Raw genomic sequence first — 18,152 nt, 5'->3', positions numbered from 1 at the left:
GGGCCGGGCGGCGCGCCGGGCGGGGGGGCGGGCGGCGGGCCGGGGCGAGGCGGGCGCCGGCGGCCGGGCGGCGGCCCCCGGGCGGACGAGAGGGGCGACCGCGGGGGCGGCGGTGCCGGGGGCGCGGCCCACTGCGGCGGCGGGGCGGCCCACTGCGGGGGCTGCCGGGTCAGTGCGCCGGGGCCGGGGATGGCCTGCCGCGGGGCGGGCGGGTCCGGGAGGGGGCCGGTGGTGACGCGGTCCAGCGTGATGATCGCCGGGTCGCATTCGACGGGCGTGATGGTGCGGCCCCCGCCCGGCTCCGACCGGACGAGCAGCAGCGCATGGTCGGGAAGGTGCTGCAAGGTCACGGGTTCGACGACGTACTCGTACACGCGCTGGGTCGTGTCGGCGTCGCTCCAGTTGGTGCCCTCGGCGTAGGCGTAGGCGGCCGACCAGTTCCGGGAGGTGGAGGTCGCGGTGCCCTCGGTGCGGCTCTCGCCGGTGGAGCCGCCCCGGTTCCGGCCGCGCTGGTTGGAGGTCGACCGGTCGGGGAACAGCCCGAACATCTCGCCCCCGGAGTAGCTCACGCCGGACGAGTTGCTCGTCCCCCAGTTGCGGGACGTGCTCGTCGTGCGGCTGGTGCTGCGGGTCTCCGAGTCGCCCTCGCCGCGGGTGTCGGTGGAGGTGTGCGACTCGTTCCCGCCGACGTTCTTCGTGATCTGCGACAGCACGAACCGGTGGTCGCGTCCGATGAAGCCGGCGGCCCGCGCGGCGTCCTCGTGGTTGCCGAGCCGCATGAACGCGACGGCGCCGCCGCCGATCAGCTCGGCGGACGTCTCGCGCAGCCGCCGGAACAGCAGCGTCAGCGGGACGCCGCGCCGCTCGCAGGCGTCCGACAGCCGCTCCAGATGGCGGCGGGCCAGCTCGTCGGCGCCGGCAATCACCAGGGCGGGCGTCGACTCCCAGGACGCGGTGATGCGGTGCGTGACCCACTGGACGATCAGGTCGGTGAGCAGCTCCGAACGCACGTTGCGGGCCTGGCTGTCCAGCGCGATGCAGGTCAGGTACCCCGTTCCCTCGGTGGACGGCTCCGTGCCGAGGTTCTCCAGGGGGTGCACGTACGACTCGATCCGCGACAGGTTCGCGTGGGCCTGCCGCCGGTACTCCACGGTGAACAGCTCGTTCGCGATGTGCCGCCGCTCGTCGCGGGTCAGGGCGTCGCCGTCGTCGGGCTCGCCCATCAGGACGCGGAGGGCCGCGGCGATCCGCGCGAGGGTGATGTCGTCGCCGAGGGCCCGGCACACCTTCGTCAGGATGCGGTCGTCCATGCTCCGCTCGGCGCGGGCGGCGTCGGGGGTGCCGCCGTGCATGGACTCGACGATCGCGTCGACGAGGTCCTGCGGCGACATGTCGGTCAGCAGATTGGACGACGCCTGGCGGCTGGGCAGCAGTTGCGCGTCCACCCCGATCCAGGCGGCGCGGGCCAGCTCGACCAGTTCACGGCTGACGACCTCCCGCGAGAGGTCGAGCACCAGCAGCGGCTGGACGGCGAGGGCGGACGTCCCGTAGGTGGTGAGCAGCGCCTCCCAGGCCCACAGCGTCCCGCCGAACACGTCGAGCCGGCGGCCGGGCAGCGGGGCCGGCCCCCACTCGGGCAGCCCGTCGAGCCGCGCCCGTTCGGCGGCGTCGTGGGCCTGCTTGCGGGCGTGCCATTGCCGCGACTGCTCCTGGTAGCCGCCGGCGACCTGCTTCTGCGCCAGCTCGTAGGCCTGCCGGGCGGCCTGCCGCTGCCGGACGGCCCACCAGGTGAGCGCCCCGCCGGGCGCCATGGCGATGACCGCGAGCAGCAGCGACCCGGCCGCCAGCCGGGCCGACACGACGGTCGAGCAGGCGGCGACCAGCACCAGGACCACGGCGACGACCGCGCTGACGGGCAGGGTCTCCGACAGTCGGTGGCGAACGGCGAGCTCGGTCTCGGTGACGCGGCGCGCCAGGTACTCGGGTAACGCCTGCTGCCGCGGCGGCGCCTCCGGGAACGGGGTCAGGAACCACCAGCGGTCCCGGAAGACCCATCCGATGCGGGGCTCGGGGCTGAACAGCCGCTCGCGGCGCGACAGCAGCCCCCCGTGGTCGACCGGTTCGCCCGTCACGACGCTGAACCCCCGCTCTGCTCCGGTGCCGACTCCGCTCGTCACGCCTGCCGCCGCGGCGGCCCCCCGGACCCGCGCGGCGATGCCGCAGACCACCCAAGCAGATTGACACGGAACTTGTCAGGCCCTCCACCCCAAATCGGCCTTCCCTCCGGTGCTCTTGCTCAATAGCCTGACTCACCATGGCACTCGGGTCTGACATGTGGGAGCTGCTGCGCGGCCTGCCGGTGTGCAGGCTGCTGGAGGTGCCGCGCCCCGACCGGGCGGACGGCCGGGACGAGTGGCGCGACCAGCGGCTCGCGGCGCTGGTGTCGGCGTACCACGCGGGCGGGGAGCCGGTGCTGGTCGGCTGGCGGCGCGCGGCGGCGTTCGGGCCCACGGAGGTGTTCGTCGGCGGGTCCGGGCTCGTCGCCGACCGGGACGGGCGCGCGGCGACGCTGAGCCTTCCGGCGGGCGGGCGCGGGGTGATGCTCCCCGGCGGCGTCGCCGAGGACGCGATGCCGCACTGGGTCGGCATCGGCGGCATCGCCGACGGCCTGCTCGCCGACGACCCGCCCCAGGAAGAGCCCGCCCGGCCGTCCCTGGAGGACGGTCTGCTCTCGGTGTGGATGCGGCCGTTCGCGTGGCTGCTGGTCGCCGAGCCCGTGGACCCGTCCGAGGCCGGGCGCCTCGCCGACGACCTCGCCGACCGGCAGCAGCGCGCCCGGGCGATGGCGGAGATGTCGCCGGAGGAGTCGGTGGCGGCCGTCCGGATGGAGCGGCGCCACCGGGAGCTGCGGCGGTCGGCGACGGACGGGCTGTGGCGGGTGCATCTGATGGCCGGGGCCGAGACGCCGGAGGCCGCGGCGCGGGTTGCGGCGCTGGTGTGCGCGTCGGCCGACCTGTCCCGGTTGCCGTACGCGCTGGTCCCGGGCGCGAAGGGGCCGTTCGAGGCGAGCACGCCGCTGGTGGCGGCGCTGGCGCGGCCGCCCGTCCGGGAGGTCGCCGGGGTCCGGTTCGTGATGCGGCCGGAGTTCGACGTGACGCCCGAGTCGGCGGACGCCGGGGTCCCGCTCGGCCGGGTCCTGGACCGCAACCGCCGCGAGGTCGGGGCCCTGTCGCTCCCGCTCGCGAGCCTGAACCGGCACACGTTCGTGTGCGGCGCGACCGGCGCCGGCAAGTCGCAGACGATCCGGTCGCTGCTGACCGCCGCCTCCGCGGCGGGCCTGCCGTGGCTGGTCGTGGAGCCGGCGAAGGCCGAGTACCGGCTGATGGCCTCCCGGCTGCCCGATGCGGAGGTCATCGCGGTCCGGCCGGGCGACGCGGAGGCGATCGCGGCCGGGATCAATCCGCTCGAACCGGCCATGGGCCCGGACGGGCGGCCGTTCCCGCTGCAGACGCACGCCGACCTCGTCCGGGCGCTGTTCCTCGCCGCGTTCGAGGCGGACGAGCCGTTCCCGCAGGTGCTGTCGGCGGCGCTGACCCGCTGCTACGAGCGGCTCGGCTGGGACCTGGCGCTCGGCGAGCCCATGAACGCGGTCGCCGGGGGGCGTGGGGGGTCGTCCCCCCACGATGGAACCGTGCCGGGGACGTCGCCGCGGTACCCGTCCCTCGCCGATCTGCAGGCGGTCGCCGAGGAGGTCGTCGACGACATCGGCTACGGGCAGGAGATCACCGACAACGTGCGCGGGTTCATCCGGGTGCGGCTGTCCAGCCTCCGGCTCGGCACGACCGGGCGGTTCTTCGAGGGCGGCCACCCGATCGACTTCGACGCGCTGCTCGCGCGCAACGTCGTCCTGGAGATCGAGGACGTCGGCGACGACCGCGACAAGGCGTTCCTGATGGGGACCGTGCTGGTCCGGCTGGTGGAGCACCTGCGGATGCGGCAGGGCGCGGCCGCCGGCCTGCGGCATCTGAGCGTGTTCGAGGAGGCGCACCGGCTGCTGCGCCGCAGCGAGCAGGCGGGGCCCGCGTCGCACGCGGTGGAGACGTTCGCGAGCCTGCTCGCGGAGATCCGCGCGTACGGGGAGGGGCTGATCGTGGCCGAGCAGATCCCGTCCAAGCTCGTCCCGGACGTCATCAAGAACACCGCCGTCAAGATCGTCCACCGGCTGCCCGCGCGGGACGACCGGGACGCGGTCGGCGCCACCATGAACATCACCGAGGCGCAGTCGCAGTTCCTGGTCACGCTCACGCCGGGCGAGGGCGCGGTGTTCACCGACGGCATGGACTTCCCGCACCTGGTGCGCATCCCGGACGGCTCCCGGGCGGAGCAGGCCGCGCCGCTCGCCTCCCCCGCCGCCCTCGTGACGCCCCGCAGCGGCACCTGCGGGACGGACTGCCGCGACTCCCCCTGCACCCTCCGCGACATGCGCATGGCCCAGCGCGCCCTGGCCGACCGCCCCGAGCTGGTGCTGTGGGCGGAGCTGGCCGCCACCGCGCACCTGACCGGCTGGGGCACCCCGTACCCGGACCCGTCCGTCCTGGACGGCCTGCCCCGCCGGCTCCGCGACTGCGCGATCTCCCACGCCGTGGACGCGGCCGTCGCGTCCCGCGCCGCTCCGGGCGAACTCGCCGAGCACCTGGCGGCGGCGCACGGCGGCGCCTGCGACAGCGGCGAAACCGTCTATTTCGCGGCCCCATATCGGTGGTGCCTGGTTCTGGAGGAACTCGAACGCGCCCATAAAGCGGACCCCGGCGGAGGCCGCCACCCGTTCAGCGACAGATGGGAGGCCCACTACGGGCGCGCCATTCCCGGGAAGTCACTCGCCGATCAGCTCGGCAACGTCGACGCCTGGTGGAAACGCGACCAACGCGACGCCGACGCCCGCAACCTCGCACTCTGGGGCTCCACCGGAACCCTCGAGAAGGTCGTGGGCGCCGTCCGCACCGACGCCGACTGGCCCGCCCGCCTCCGCGAGGCGGCCTCCCGGCTCGGCAACGCCGACGGCGTGCTCGGCTCTTTCATCTCCACCGATTAGGCGGCGCCTCGGGCACCATGGGAGCCATGGGGATTCTGGAGCAGGTGGCACCGAACCTTGTCGTCGTCCTCCACCGCGACGCCTGGTGGATGGGCTGGAACACCTTCCTGGCCTGGATTCCGGTCGGGCTCGCCTTCCTCCTCTTCCGCGGGAACCGCGTTTCCCGGTCGCCTTTCTGGTGGACGGGCCTGGCGCTCTTCGTCCTTTTCCTGCCAAATGCTCCTTACGTCGTGACCGATCTCGTCCACCTGCGCGGCGACATCGTCCACGCCGACCGCGGCGGGCCGGTGGTGACCGCGATCCTCCCCCTCTACGGGCTGCTCATCGCGTCGGGCTTCCTCGCGTACTACCTGTCGCTGGCCGCCGCCACCCGCCACCTCACCCGGCTCGGCCTCGGCGCCTGGAACGGCCGCGTCACCGTGGCCGCGCACGCCCTCTGCGCCATCGGCATCTTCCTCGGACGCTGGGCCCGCCTGAACAGCTGGGAGCCCGTCGTCGACCCGCACGCCACCATCGAGCGGATCGTCGTCCACCTGACCTGGACGTGGGCGCCGGCGCTGATCGTCGGCACCTTCCTCGTCACCTGGGTGTGCCACTTCATGACGAAGGCCATCGCCGAGGCCTCGTTCGACGCCACCCTGCGGAACGCCCGCCGCCTGCACACGACGCTCACGTCCTGACCGGCCGGGCTCAGTCCTTGACGAGTTCGGCCTCGACGCTGATCTTCGCGCCCGCGAAGAGCCGGGACACCGGGCACAGCTCGGCCGCCTCGTCCACCGCCGTCTGGAAGCCGGCGGCGTCGAGTTCGGGCACCTTCCCCTGGACGCGCAGCGCCGAGGACACGATGGTCGGCACGCCGTCCACCTCGTCGAGCGTCACGGTCGCCGCGACGGTGAGCCGCTCCGCCTTGGCCTTGTGCTCGCCGAGCCGCAGCGCGAGCGCCATGACGAAGCAGGACGAGTGGGCGGCCGCGGCCAGTTCCTCGGGGCTCGTCACCCCGTCCGGCCGGACGGTCCGGGCGTCCCAGCTCACCGGAAGCCCGGTGAAGGCGCCGGTCGACCCGCTCAGCGTCCCGGCCCCCTTGGCGAGGCTCCCCTCCCACGTGGTCTCGGCCGTCCGCTCGGCGATCGCCATGTCCCTCTCCTTCCACCGTGACCCGGGCGCGGATTCTCCAGCGCCCCACCTATTTTTACAGTTGTCCTTGTAAAAAACACAAGGGACGGGGCTAGGCGGCGTAGGTGCGGACGACGCGGAGGGCGTCGGCGGCGTGCGGGCCCGCGGTGGTCAGGGCGGTCTGGGCGGGGGTGAGGCGGCGGGCGCCGACGCGGCAGAAGTCGGCGGCCGGGCCGGTGATGCGGGACGGGGCCGACGGGTCGCCGAACGTCCAGTGCGTCCCGTCGGGGGCGGTGAGGTCGCAGTGGACGGGCGCGTCCGGAAGGCCCGCGACGGAGAACGCGTAGGGCAGCGTGCGGTGCGCCAGCCAGGCGATGTGCCGGAGCCGCGCCGTGTCGGGGTAGGCGATGCCCAGCGGAACCGCGATGTCCTGGGCGTGGGCCCAGTGCTCGGCGATCCGGGTCGTGGCGAGCGTGCGCGGGGACAGCGGCGTCCGCACCCAGGAGAGGCGCGTGCCCGGCGGGTGGGCGCGGAGGGCGCCGGGGACGGCGAAGGCGGTCGCGCGCCAGCGCGCCAGCAGGTCGGACGGCGGCACGCCGCGCTCGGCGGCGACCATGTCCGCGACCACGCCGTCCACGGTGCGGGCCGGGGAGCCGCCGTCCGCGGAGAGGAACGGCGTGCCCTCCGCGATCGACGGCTCGGTGATCACCTCGTTGGTCTGCGTCAGGTGCAGGACGACGTCGGCGACGCTCCACCCCTCGGCGTCGGACGGATGCGCCCACTGCTCCGGGGTCAGCGACGCCAGCATCGCGTCCAGTTGGTCGAATTCCGCGGTCAGGTCGTCGAAGACATCCGCCATGCCGCCACGCTAACCGAATCTGATTCGGTTGACTCTGGCCACAGGTGGTCAGGCGAGCTTCTCCAGGCGGTCGGCGGCCTCCACGGCGCCTCCGGCGGCGGCGAACGCGGCGCGCGCGGCCTCGGCGGCGGCGCGGTGCGGGCCGTCGGCCAGCACGGCGGAGAGGGCCGCGCGGATCTCCTCCGGGCGGACGTCATCGAAGTCGACGGAGATTCCCGCGCCGGCGGCCTCCACGCGGCGGGCGATGACCGGCTGGTCGTCCCTGACCGGCGCCACCACCAGTGGCAGGCCGCGCGAGAGGGATTCGCAGACCGTGCCGTGCCCGCCGTGGCAGAGGAGCGCGGAGGCGTGCTCCAGCAGCTTGTGCCGGGGGATCCGCTCGCGGACGAGGACGTTCGGCGGCGGCTCGGGCACCGTGCCCGGCGGCGCAGCGAAGACCGCCTGGACGTCCATGCCGCGGACGGCCTCGGCGGCGGCCGCGAGGAACCGGTCGGCGGACGGCCCGGTGATCCTGCCGAGGGTGACGAGGACGGCGGGGCGCCCGTCCAGCCACTCCCAAGGGAACGCGCACGGGGCCGAGCGGGTCGCGGCCGGGCCGACGAAGGCGAAGTGGTCCGGGAAGAACGAGGTGTCGCCGACCAGCGCGGAGGTGGAGAAGACCAGCGTGAGGTGGTCGGAGAACCGCAGGTCGAGCAGGTCCTCGATGCCGTGGTCGAGCTGGAAGTCCCCGATGTGGCCGCGGATCTCCTCCTCGACCTCCGGCAGCCCGGCGAGCGGGCGGGTGAACTCGGCGGGCGAGGCGGCGGACGTCGCCCAGGGGATCTCGCGGTGCCGCGCGGCGACGGGCGCGGCGAGGACGGCCTGGTCCGCCAGCACGACGTCGGGGTGGAAGCGGTCGACGGCCTGCTCGACGCCCGGCATCATCGCGTGGCCGAACGGGACGAGGAAGTCCTCCCACAGGAAGCGCAGCGCGTCGAGGCCGCGCAGCTCCAGCCAGCGGTCGCGGACCGCGCCGAAGTCGTCCCCGGCGCCGAAGACGCGGGAGCCGGGCCGCAGCAGCGGCTCCAGGGACGCGCGGTGCCCCGTCCAGGCGATCTTGTGGCCGCGGCGGGCGAGCTCGGCGGCGACCGCGGCCATCGGGGCGATGTGCCCGGTGAGCGGCGGGGCCGCGAGCAGGAAGCGGCGTTCCGGGGTCCGCACCCGCTGGATTCCCGGGTCGCCGAGGATCGACGGGACCTGGACGCGACGGGCGCTCGCGCGGCGCTGGGTCATGCTCGGCTTTCCTCCATGTCGGTTCCGCCGGACGCGGTCGTCCAGGCGACGATGTGCCCGTCGAGTTCGCGGGTCCGCACGGTGGTGACCGTGCCGCCGGCGGCGATGAGGAGCCGCTCGGCGTCGGCGACGGTCACGACCAGGTCGGGGCGGTCCGCCCCCGTGTTCATTGATCGGGTGTCCATCGACTGGAGCACCGCCTGCTTGGCGGCGCGCACCCGTGCGTTGTTCTCGTTGGCGGCGAGCCCGATGCCCGCCGGTTCGCGGCCGGGCCGTACCAGGGCCACGCCCAGTTCTCCGTCGGACGCGATCGAGACGCTCAGCGGCTCGTCGAAGGGCCCGGTCACGGTCGGCCCTTCCCGGACGGTGAGCTCCGCGGGGAACAGGGGCCCGTGGCCGTTGCGCCACAGGTGGTCCCTCACGGCGTCCTTGGCCGCGATCCGTCCGAGCAGCCACGGCCCCTGCATGACCGGCGGGAGCGCCTCGTAGTCGGCGCGCTCATCGGCGCAGAGGTACTGGCGCATCAGCAGGTCACGGGACGCGGAGCCGTCCCAGCGCTTGCGCGCCGCCGTCCAGCCGCCCGGCTGGGGCTCTCCCGTTCCCGACACCTCGGGAGTGAACTTCATCCGCCACAGGGCTTCGTCGGTGTAGAAGCGGTGGGTGGTCCATCCGTCGATGCGCGCCCACACCGTTCCGTTCTCACGGATCATCTCCGCCGAGCAGCGCATGGTCGTGTCGGTGAGGGACTGGTTCCAGATCGTCGTCTCCAGCCGTTCACCAGTGGTCGGCAACGGCCCGTACAACAGGACGCGTTCGATCCCGACCGGGAATACGGTCTGGTTGGTGTCACCGTACACCTGGATCCAGTGCGCGCAGAGCTGCCCGGCGCTGTCCATGAGCGCCCCTGGCGTGGGCAAGGCGGTCAGGACGGCGCGCACACCGTCCTCCGCCAGCGCCGTGATCTCGGTGATGCCGCGGAAGAGCGGGCCGTGGAACATCCAGCGTTCCTCGTACAGCCGCTCGGCGGTGACTATGGGCGGGCCCTCGATGGTGAGGGGCGTGCGGTCCGGGGCGGGCGGCAGGGGGTAGTGCTCGGCGAGCAGGACGGTCGCGTCCGCGTATCCCGGGATGACGACCTTGACCCTGCGGGACCGGTCGCCGTCGTCGACGAGGTAGGCGCGGATGTCGACCGTCGTGGGCGGGCTGGCCACGACCCACCGGACGGCGCGGACGTCCTCGAACCCGATGACGACCGCGTCGGGCAGCAGCTCGCGCGCGGTGCCGGCCATCACCTCGACCAGCACGGCCAGCGGGACGATCGGGAACCTGTCCGACAGGTCGGGCCAGCCGGGGGCCTGCGGGACGAGGCAGTGGTCGGCCAGTTGCGGCATCGCCTCGACGGAGAAGACGCGGGAGACGCTCAGCTCGGCGGTCTCCGGGGCCGGCTCCCCCGCCACGACCGGCGCCGCCCCGCCGCCGAGCGCCTCCAGGACGGACTGCGCGCCGGTCGCCGCGTCGTTCAGCAGCGCCTCCAGCTCCGCCAGGATCGGGTCGTCGGCCGGCAGCGACGGCACTCCCGGCGCGCGGTGGATCGGCTCGACCGCGCCGTCCAGCCTGACCAGCGGCGTGCCGAGGTCGAGCCGCATGCCGGCGGCGGCCGGGGGCGGCGTGGACGCGCCGTAGCCCTCGGCCCACAGCGCGGCGGCGACCCGGCGCAGCTGCGCCGTCCCGTCCCGCTTCGGCACGTTGACGGCCATCGCGAGGTGCTCGCGGTCGCCGAGCCGGTCGGCGACGAACCCGGTCAGGCCGCCGGGCCCGACCTGGACGAACGCCCGCACGTGCGCCGCGCCGTACAGCTCCTCGACCAGCTCGCCGAACCGGACGGGTTCGAGCAGGTGCCGGACGGCGAGGTCGCGGACCGCCTCCGGCCCGCGCGGGAACGGCGCCGCCGTCGAGGCCGACCACAGCGGGACCCGCGGCTCGCGGATCTCCATCGCCTCCAGCGAGTGCCGCACCTGCTTCTCGAACGCCTCGGCCAGCGGGGTGTGGAACCCCGCCCGGAACGGCAGCTCGGTGCCGAGGACGCCCTCGGACGCCAGCCGCCCGACGATCTCCCGGACGGCCTCCGCCGGGCCGCAGATCACCGACTGGTGCGGGCAGTTGTCATGGCTGACGAAGACGCCCGACCCCGCCGCGACGGCCTCCCGCGCCTGGGCGGCGCCGCAGCCGAGCACCGCGTACACGGCGTCGGGCGCGTCCGGCGCGGCGCCGTCGAGGTCGCGGACGAGGTCGCCCGCGTCGCACAGGCCGGCGACGGTCATGGCCGTCCACTCGCCGAGGCTGTGCCCGGCCACGACGTCGGGCTCGACGCCCAGTTCGGCGAGCGCGGCGGCGAGCAGGCGCCCGGCGGCGAGCGCGTCGGCGGCGTGGCCGAGCAGGTCGGTGCGGCCGGTGAGGCCGGGGTCGGGCATGCCGAAGTGCGCGGCGACGTCGGCCACGCGCGGGTCGAAGGCGGGCTCGAACCCGGGGAACAGGAACGCCAGCCGGCCGCCCTCCGCGAGCAGCGGCCGCGGCGAGAACCACACGTCGCTCCGGCCGCGCCACGCGGTCCCGCGCTGGACGACGGCCCGCGCCAGGTCGAGCCTGCGCGGCGTCGGGCCGACGATGGCGAGGCGGCACGGCAGGTCGGGGACGTCCTCGGAGACCTGGGCGAGGAGCGTGTCGTCGGGGGCGGCCAGCGCGTCGGCCAGCTCTTCGGCCGTGCGGGCGGCGAGCCGCAGCACGGCTTCGCCGTCCTGCGGGGTGCAGAGCCTCCGCCGCCGCCCCCGCCGCACGGTGGACGACGGCGGCTCCTGCAGCACCAGGTGCGCGTTCGTCCCGCCGAACCCGAACGCGTTCACCACGGCCCGCCGCGGGCCGCCGGTCCGCTCCCATTCGGCGGCCTCCCGGACGAGCCGCAGCCTGCCGTCCGCCAGCGCCGGGTGCGGGTCGTCCACGTGCAGCGTCGGCGGCAGCACCCCGTCGCGCAGCGCGAACGCGGCCTTGATCAGCCCGGCCATCCCGGCGGCGGGCATCGCGTGCCCGATCATCGACTTGACGGTGCCGAGCCCGACCGGCGGGCCGTCCGCGCCGAGGACGCGGCGCAGCGTCGCGAGCTCCGCCTCGTCCCCCGCCGGGGTGCCGGTGCCGTGCGCCTCGACGAGGCCGACCGCGCCGGGCGCGGCGGGGTCCAGGCCCGCGTCCCGCCAGGCGCGCTCGACGGCGAGGACCTGGCCGTCCACCAGCGGGCTCATGATGCTCGCGGCCCGCCCGTCGCTGGACGACCCGGCGCCGAGGATGACCGCGTGGATCCGGTCGCCGGCGCGCTCGGCGTCCGACAGCCGCTTCAGCAGCACCATCCCGGTGCCCTCGGCGAGGAGCGTCCCGTCGGCGGCCCGGTCGAACGGGCGGATCGTCTCGCTCGGGCTCAGCGCGCGCAGCTGGCTGAACACGCTCCAGAGCGTGGCGTGGTGCGCGTGGTGGACGGCCCCGGCGAGCATCGCGTCCGCCAGCCCGCCGCGCAGCGCCCGCACGGCGTGCTCGACCGCCAGCAGCGACGACGCGCACGCCGCGTCGAGGGTGTAGGCGGGGCCGTGCAGGTCGAACGTGCCGGCGATGCGGGACGCGGCGAGGCTCGGCACCAGCCCGATCGGGGCGTCCGCGCCGTCCGGGCCGAGCCGCTCGCAGAACGCCCGGCGGATCTCCGCCAGCCGCTCCCGGCCGAGGTCGGGCATCAGCTCGGCGAGGATCCCGGCGACCTGGTGGGACGTCCGGACCCGCTGGTCGTAGCGGGCCACGCCGGGCGTGATGTAGCCGCCGCGCCCGATGACGACGCCGATCCTGGACCGGTCGGGCAGCCGCTCGTCGCCGCCCGCGTCCGCGATCGCGTCCCCGGCCGTGCGCAGCGCGAGCAGCTGGTCGGGCTCCATGCCGGGCACCGCCGCGGGCAGGATCCCGAACCGGGCCGGGTCGAAGGTGGCGAGGTCGTCGACGAACCCGCCGCGCCGGCAGTAGAACCGGTCGCTCTCCGGGGCGCGCGCGTAGGCGTCCGGGTCGTAGTAGAGCGCGGGGTCCCAGCGTCCGGGCGGTACGTCGCCGATCGCGTCGAACCCGGCGAGGACGTTGCGCCACAGCTCGGCCGCCGACCCGGCGCCGGGGAACACCGCCCCCGCGCCGACGATCGCGATCGGCTCGCGGTCCTCGTTCACCGGACGTCCCCGCTCAGCACGACGTGCGTCTCGTCGCCGCGGGCGATCTCCCGCAGCAGCGCCGCCGCGGCGGCGTCCGGGTCGATCAGGGCCTCGCCGCCGGGGCCGGTGCCGCCGTCCGGCCATGGGCCGAGGCCGGCGACGAGCACCCGGCCTCGCAGGCGTCTGCGCCACAGATGGGCGAGCGTGCCGCACGCGTCCTCGGCCGCCGCCTCGCCGGCGCGGCCGCGGTCCCCGCGCACCCCGGCGAGCCCGCACAGGACGGCGAAGAACCCGAGGTCGGGGCGGACCGCCTGGGCGAGCGCGGCGGCGCCGTCCAGCTTCGCCCGGTACGCCCCGTCGAGGTCGCGGGGCGTCTCGCCGAGCGCGGCGGCGTGGATCACACCGTCGAGCCGCCGGTGCGTCAGGTGGACGTTCTCGGCGACGCTCCGGACGGCCTGCGGGTCCCGCGCGTCGCCCGCGTGGCAGCGGACGGACGCCGCGTGCTCCTCCAGGGACTCCAGCCGCAGATCCTGTTCGGGTGCGCGGGCCATGAGCTCGATGTGGCAGCCGGTCGTCCGGGCCAGTTCCAGGGCCGTCCGCGCGGTGACCTCGTGCTCGCCGCCGGTCAGCAGGACGACGGCGTCGCGCCCGAGGTCCGGGGCGCCGTCGCCGAGCGGCTCGGCGGGCACCAGCTCCAGGCCGTGCCGCAGGCCGCCCTCGTGCCCGACCACGACCGGCGACTCGGCGGCCAGCAGCTCGGCCATGATCCGCCGGGCGATCGCCCGCGGGGTGTCCTTGGTGTCGAGGTCGAGGGCCCGGACGAGCGCCTCCGGGTACTCGTTCGCGATGGTCCGGGCCAGGCCGCGCAGGCCCGCGCCCGGGGCCGGGTCGCCGATGCCGCCGCCGTGGAAGCCGTGCCCGAACCTGCCCCCGGCGCCGCTCGCGAGGACCAGCCACCGCAGGCCGCCGGTCACCGCCCGGCCGATGCCCGCGAACGCGCGGGGCAGCACGCCCGCCGCCCCCGGCCGCAGGGCCGCCAGATGGACGAGCCCGTCGCAGGGGCCGTCGACGTCCATCGGCGTCCGCACCTGCGCGCCGTGCCGTTCGAGCAGGTCGCCCAGTTCCAGCGCGATGCCGCACCCGTCGTCGACGAGGACGAAGCTCCGGCCGGCGAAGGCCGTCCCCGACTCCGGCGGCGGCGGCAGCGGATCGAGGTCCACGACCCGCGGGACCCGCCGCACCAGCCGCCGGGCGGCCCGCGCCTCGGGGTGCGGCCACACCTGCCGGTCGGCCCTGCGCATCCGGGGCACGGTCCCCGCGTCCCGCCGGGGCGGGGCGGGGTCGCCGCGCCGCTCCTCCGCCACGGCGGTCGCGGCGGCGGGCGGCTCGTCCCGGACGGCCGGGGCGGGGCCGCCGGACAGGGCCGTGGTCCGCACGTGGGCACCGGGCCGGGCCGGGCGCGGGACGCTGGGGCGCGGCGGTTCCGCAGGCGGCTCGCCGGGCGGCTCCTCGCGGGCGTCCGGCACGGGCGGCTCCTCGCGGGCGTCCGGCACGGGGGCCGTCAGATGCCGCAGGACGACCTCGCACTGGGCCGCGATGATCTCCCGGCTCGTGCGCAGGTACTCCAGCACGGCCGCGTCGGCCGGGCGCCGCACGTCCGCGACGCGTTCGGGCGGGCGGAGGGCCCCGGCCGGGTAGCCGCCGCCGGCGGTGCGGACGGACCGGCCGTCGACGAGCCAGCCGGGCGCGGCGGGCCGCGCGGTGATCGGGCGCGCGCCGCGCCCGGCGAAGAGCGGCACCGGGTCGACCGGGACCCCGGCGGCGGCCAGCGCGGCGAGCGCGCCCAGCAGCGCCACCAGGCCGTTCTCGCCGGGAGCGGCGCAGGCGACGGCGGTGTGCGGACGGTCGCCGAGGGTCGCGCCGACCAGGTCGGTCAGGACGCGTCCGGGGCCGGCCTCCACGAACGTCCGGGCGCCCGCGCCGTACATCTCCTCGATCTGCTCGGCTGCGTCGACGGGCGCGGCCGGGGCCGCGGCCAGGTCGGACGGGTCGGTCTCGTAGGGGCGGGCGGTCGTGCTCGCCCAGACGGGGAAGGCGGGCGAGCGGAGGTCGTGGCCGAGCAGGTCGGCGCGGGACGGGACCGCCCCGGCGCAGGCCGCGCCGATCTCGATCATGTCGGTGTCGTCGACGGCCCCGGCGGCGCAGAGCGCGGCGAGCTCGCCGTGGCCGTGCCCGGCGGCGAGGTCCGGGTGGACGCCGACGGCGGTGAGCAGCCGGTGGACGGCCAGCCCCGCGACGCCGGCGCCCGCGCACCGCCCGCCGGCCAGGCGCAGGAGGCGCTGGAGCCGGGGGAAGGCGACGAACAGTTCGGTGGGCACGCCGGGCCGCCCGCCCTCGTCCGGGAGGCCGTCCGGGAAGAGGAAGGCGACCTGGCCCGGTTCGCCCTCCGCGACGAAGATCCCCGGTTCCGGGCGGAACCGCGCGGCGAGCGCGAGCTTCTCGCGGAGATCGTCCGGGCCGGACGCCGTGAACGCCGCCTGGACCGGGCCGTCGAGCGAGGCGGCGGTCCGGGCGAGGTCGCGCAGCCGCGGCCGCCCGTCCAGCAGGCGCGCCAGCCCGTCGATCGCGGCGCGCGCGGCGTCCCGGTCGTCCGCGCGGATCAGGAACAGCTCGGCGGGCCACTCGGCCAGCCCCGACACCGGTTCCGGGGCGCCCTCGTAGCCGGCGAGGACGGCGTGGAAGCGCCTGCCGCAGGCCCCGGACCCGCTCACCCCGGCGAACCGCTCACCCGGGCGGGCCGCCCACGGGCGGGCGCCGCCGGAGTCCGGCGTCCCGGGGAGCACGCCCGTGTGCAGCGCGCACGCGGTCGTGACGAGGCCGGTGAGGCCGTCCGTCTCGGCCAGTCCGATGGACGACGGCGCGACGCCCGCACGCTCGTGGGCGCGTTCCAGGGCGAGCCGGCCGCAGGCCCCGGCGACCGACTTGACCACCCCGTAGATCCGGTCGCCGTCGCGCTCGGCGTCCGCCAGGCGCTTCAGGACCACGCACGCGACGCCCTCCCCGGACGCGGGCGCCACCTGGTCATGGACGCGGTCGCGCAGGTAGGCGCCCCCGCACAGCACCATGGCGCTGGAACCCGCCACGAGGTCCTTGCAGGCGGCGTCGAGGGCGGCGAGCGGCGTGCCGCCGACCGCGCAGGCGGTGCCGCCGAGGCCGAGCCGGTCGGCGATGCGCCCGGCGACCGCGGCGGTGCCGGCGCCGTCGAGGGAGTCCCCGGCCGGGCGCGGGAGCTGCTCGTCCAGTCCGGGCGGGAGTTCGCCCAGGTAGGACGGGAGCGTCGCGCGGAGGGCGTAGGCGGTGCCGAGGTCCCCGCCGCCCGCGGCGGCGAAGAAGACCGAGGTCCGGGACCGGTCGAACGGGCGGTCGCCGTAGCCGGCGTCCCGCAGGGCACGGGAGGCGGTCTCCAGCGAGAGGAGCTGGATCGGGGCGATGCCGCCGATCTCGTCGGCCGGGATGCCGTACGCGTCCGCGTCGAACGGGACGCCCGGGACGGGACCGCCGCGGGAGCGGCCGCCGACGACGTTCGCCCAGTGGCCGTCGGCGTCGGAGGCGTCCGGGGCGACGCAGCCCACGCCGATGATCGCGACATCGACCGGGCGCGCGGCGTCGCGCACGTCCTCGTCCGCCCCGATGCCCAGCTCCGCGGCCCGCGCCGCGAGGAAGGCGGTCGCGCCGGAGGTGACCTGCTCGTGCAGGGCGGCGATCCCGGTCGTGGCCGACCGCAGCGCCGCCACCTGCCCCATCGCGTACAGGCCCTCGGACCGCTGCCGGACCGGATCGACCGGCGTGCCGAGGCGCAGGCCCCGGCTCGCGAGGTGCAGGCGGCCGAGGTTCAGCTTCTCCAGCCGGCGCCGCACCTCCGGCTCCGGCGTCCCGGCCTGCTCCAGCTCGCGGCGGGTCTGCTCGAACGTCTCGGTGTACGGGGTGCGGGCGCACCGGACCGCCTGCCCGGGGGCCGTCTCCAGCAGGACCGTCCCCGTGCAGGAGAGCGCCACGTCCTGGTAGGCGGGCACGATCGCGCCCGCCGCGACCGCCTCCGGCGTGAACAGGTACGCCGTGCCCATCAGCACGCGGACGTCGGCGCCGCGCTCGGCCAGCGGCCCGGCCAGCGCGGCGACCATCGCGGCCGACCGTGCGTCGTGGACGCCGCCCGCGAACATCACCGACAGCTCGCGGGGGTCGCCGCCGAACGCCGTGAGCCGCTCGACCTGCGCGTCCCAGAGCGCGAAGCCCGGGTACGGCCCGGCGGGCCCGCCGCACTCGCTCCCCGCGAAGACGAACTTCCGCGCGCCCTCGCCGAGGAACCGCCCGAGCGGCTCCGGGGACGTGACGTGCAGGTACGCGCTGATCCCGGCGTCTTCGAGCGCGGCGGCCTCCGCCGGGCCGCCGCCGGCGATGATCGCGTACGGGGGCCGGGCGTCGCGGACGGCGGCGAGCTGCTCCGCCCGCAGCTCCGGCGGCGCGCCGCCGGGGACACCGGCGCCCCAGGGCCGGTCGCCGAGCCGGTCGGCGGTCTCCCGCAGCAGCGCCCGCACCCGGCCGCCGTCCAGCGGGCCGAGCGCCAGGAACGGCAGTCCGCCGTCCTGCGCGACCGCGCCCGCGAACGCCGACACGTCGCTGACCTGCGCCATCGGCCCCTGCACGGCGACCGGGCCGGTGCGCGGCGCCAGCGGCTCGGCGCGGACGGCGGCGCGCAGGTGCAGCGCGATCTGCTCGCGGACGGCCTGGACCACTCCCCCGGCCGTCTTGTACCGGCCCGCGAGCACCACGCCCGGCCGGCCCTGCCGCTCCGGGCCCGGCCCGCTCGGCTCCGCCTCCCGCACGAACGCGAGCTGCTCGTCCAGGACGACCCCGGCCGCGCCGCCCGCGACGGCGGCGGCGGCCGTGTGCGGGCCGATGCCGCCCGCCGCGTAGACGGGGGCGTCCGCTTCGGCCAGCAGCATCTGGAGCAGGACGAACGCGGTGGGGTCCTCGGGCCGCCCGGCGCTCCGCGCGATGATCCCCACCTCTTCGGTGAGGCCGCGCCCGATCCGGACGGCGTCCGCTGCCTCCGCCGGATCCCCGGCCTCGATCAGCAGGCGGCGGCCGCGGGCGAACCCGGCGATGCCGAGCCAGTCGTCGGAGCGCAGCGCGGCGGCGTCCACGACGACGGTGCGGGCCGCGGGCGGGATCTCGGCGGCGCGCACCCGGCATCCGAGCGGGACGCGGACGCCGAACGGGCCCGTCCACCAGCGGCGCACGTCGGCGAGCGCGGCGAGCACGGGCGCCCGGTCGGCGCCGAGGCCGAGGATCCCGGTCCCGCCCGCGCGCGCGACGGCCACGGTGAGATGGGGCACGGGACGGCCGGACGGGGCGCCCCCGATGATCTCCGCGGGGGCCCGCTCGTCCCGGGCCGTGCCGTATTCGCCCGTGTCCGCCGTCATGCTGGGCCCCCCGACGTCCCGTGCGCCAACAACGGTGCGCCACACTACGGTCGGCGACACGCCGATTACCGAGACGACACACCTGCGGGCGTGTTGCTGGCGCG

General features: G+C 76.4%; 7 protein-coding genes and 1 pseudogene. 2 read left to right on the top strand and 6 right to left on the bottom strand.

Annotated features, from left to right (window positions below; translation table 11 throughout):
- A pseudogene (locus ABFX46_RS31285) lies at window positions 1-2,132 on the bottom strand (hypothetical protein); the annotation flags it as partial.
- 182 nt (window positions 2,133-2,314) lie between these two features.
- On the opposite strand from ABFX46_RS31285, the gene ABFX46_RS31280 reads away from it, so the two are divergent.
- Window positions 2,315-5,092 carry an ATP-binding protein gene (locus ABFX46_RS31280; RefSeq protein WP_346047518.1) on the top strand — a complete coding sequence of 926 codons (2,778 nt, stop codon included), beginning with the start codon at window positions 2,315-2,317 and terminating at the stop codon, window positions 5,090-5,092.
- A gap of 26 nt (window positions 5,093-5,118) precedes the next feature.
- Entirely contained in the window at window positions 5,119-5,772 is a 654-nt protein-coding gene (locus tag ABFX46_RS31275) for a DUF1361 domain-containing protein (protein WP_346047517.1), read from the top strand.
- Between the two features lie 10 nt (window positions 5,773-5,782).
- On the opposite strand, the gene ABFX46_RS31270 is transcribed toward ABFX46_RS31275, so the two are convergent.
- The 5 genes from ABFX46_RS31270 to ABFX46_RS31250 form a co-directional block, all read right to left on the bottom strand.
- Complete coding sequence (locus ABFX46_RS31270) at window positions 5,783-6,226, bottom strand: OsmC family peroxiredoxin (protein WP_346047516.1); 444 nt, start codon at window positions 6,224-6,226, stop codon at window positions 5,783-5,785.
- 91 nt (window positions 6,227-6,317) lie between these two features.
- Complete coding sequence (locus ABFX46_RS31265; protein ID WP_346047515.1) at window positions 6,318-7,064, bottom strand: maleylpyruvate isomerase family mycothiol-dependent enzyme; 747 nt, start codon at window positions 7,062-7,064, stop codon at window positions 6,318-6,320.
- Window positions 7,065-7,112: 48 nt separating this feature from the next.
- Window positions 7,113-8,336, bottom strand: coding sequence for a glycosyltransferase (locus ABFX46_RS31260; protein ID WP_346047514.1), 1,224 nt, complete (start codon window positions 8,334-8,336; stop codon window positions 7,113-7,115).
- A complete protein-coding gene (locus tag ABFX46_RS31255) occupies window positions 8,333-12,583 on the bottom strand; it encodes a beta-ketoacyl synthase N-terminal-like domain-containing protein (protein WP_346047513.1) in 4,251 nt (1,416 codons plus the stop codon). Before ABFX46_RS31255 ends, ABFX46_RS31260 begins: the two co-directional genes overlap by 4 nt.
- The gene (locus ABFX46_RS31250) at window positions 12,580-18,048 is read right to left on the bottom strand and encodes a beta-ketoacyl synthase N-terminal-like domain-containing protein (protein ID WP_346047512.1); all 5,469 of its coding nucleotides are present in this window, start codon (window positions 18,046-18,048) and stop codon (window positions 12,580-12,582) included. The genes ABFX46_RS31255 and ABFX46_RS31250 overlap by 4 nt, the downstream gene beginning before the upstream one ends.
- Window positions 18,049-18,152: the final 104 nt, after the last annotated feature.

The organism is Actinomadura chokoriensis (assembly GCF_039529475.1).
Classification (GTDB): domain Bacteria; phylum Actinomycetota; class Actinomycetes; order Streptosporangiales; family Streptosporangiaceae; genus Spirillospora; species Spirillospora bangladeshensis.
Note: the sequence above shows the minus strand (reverse complement) of the source record. Positions and strands in the feature narration are given on the sequence as shown.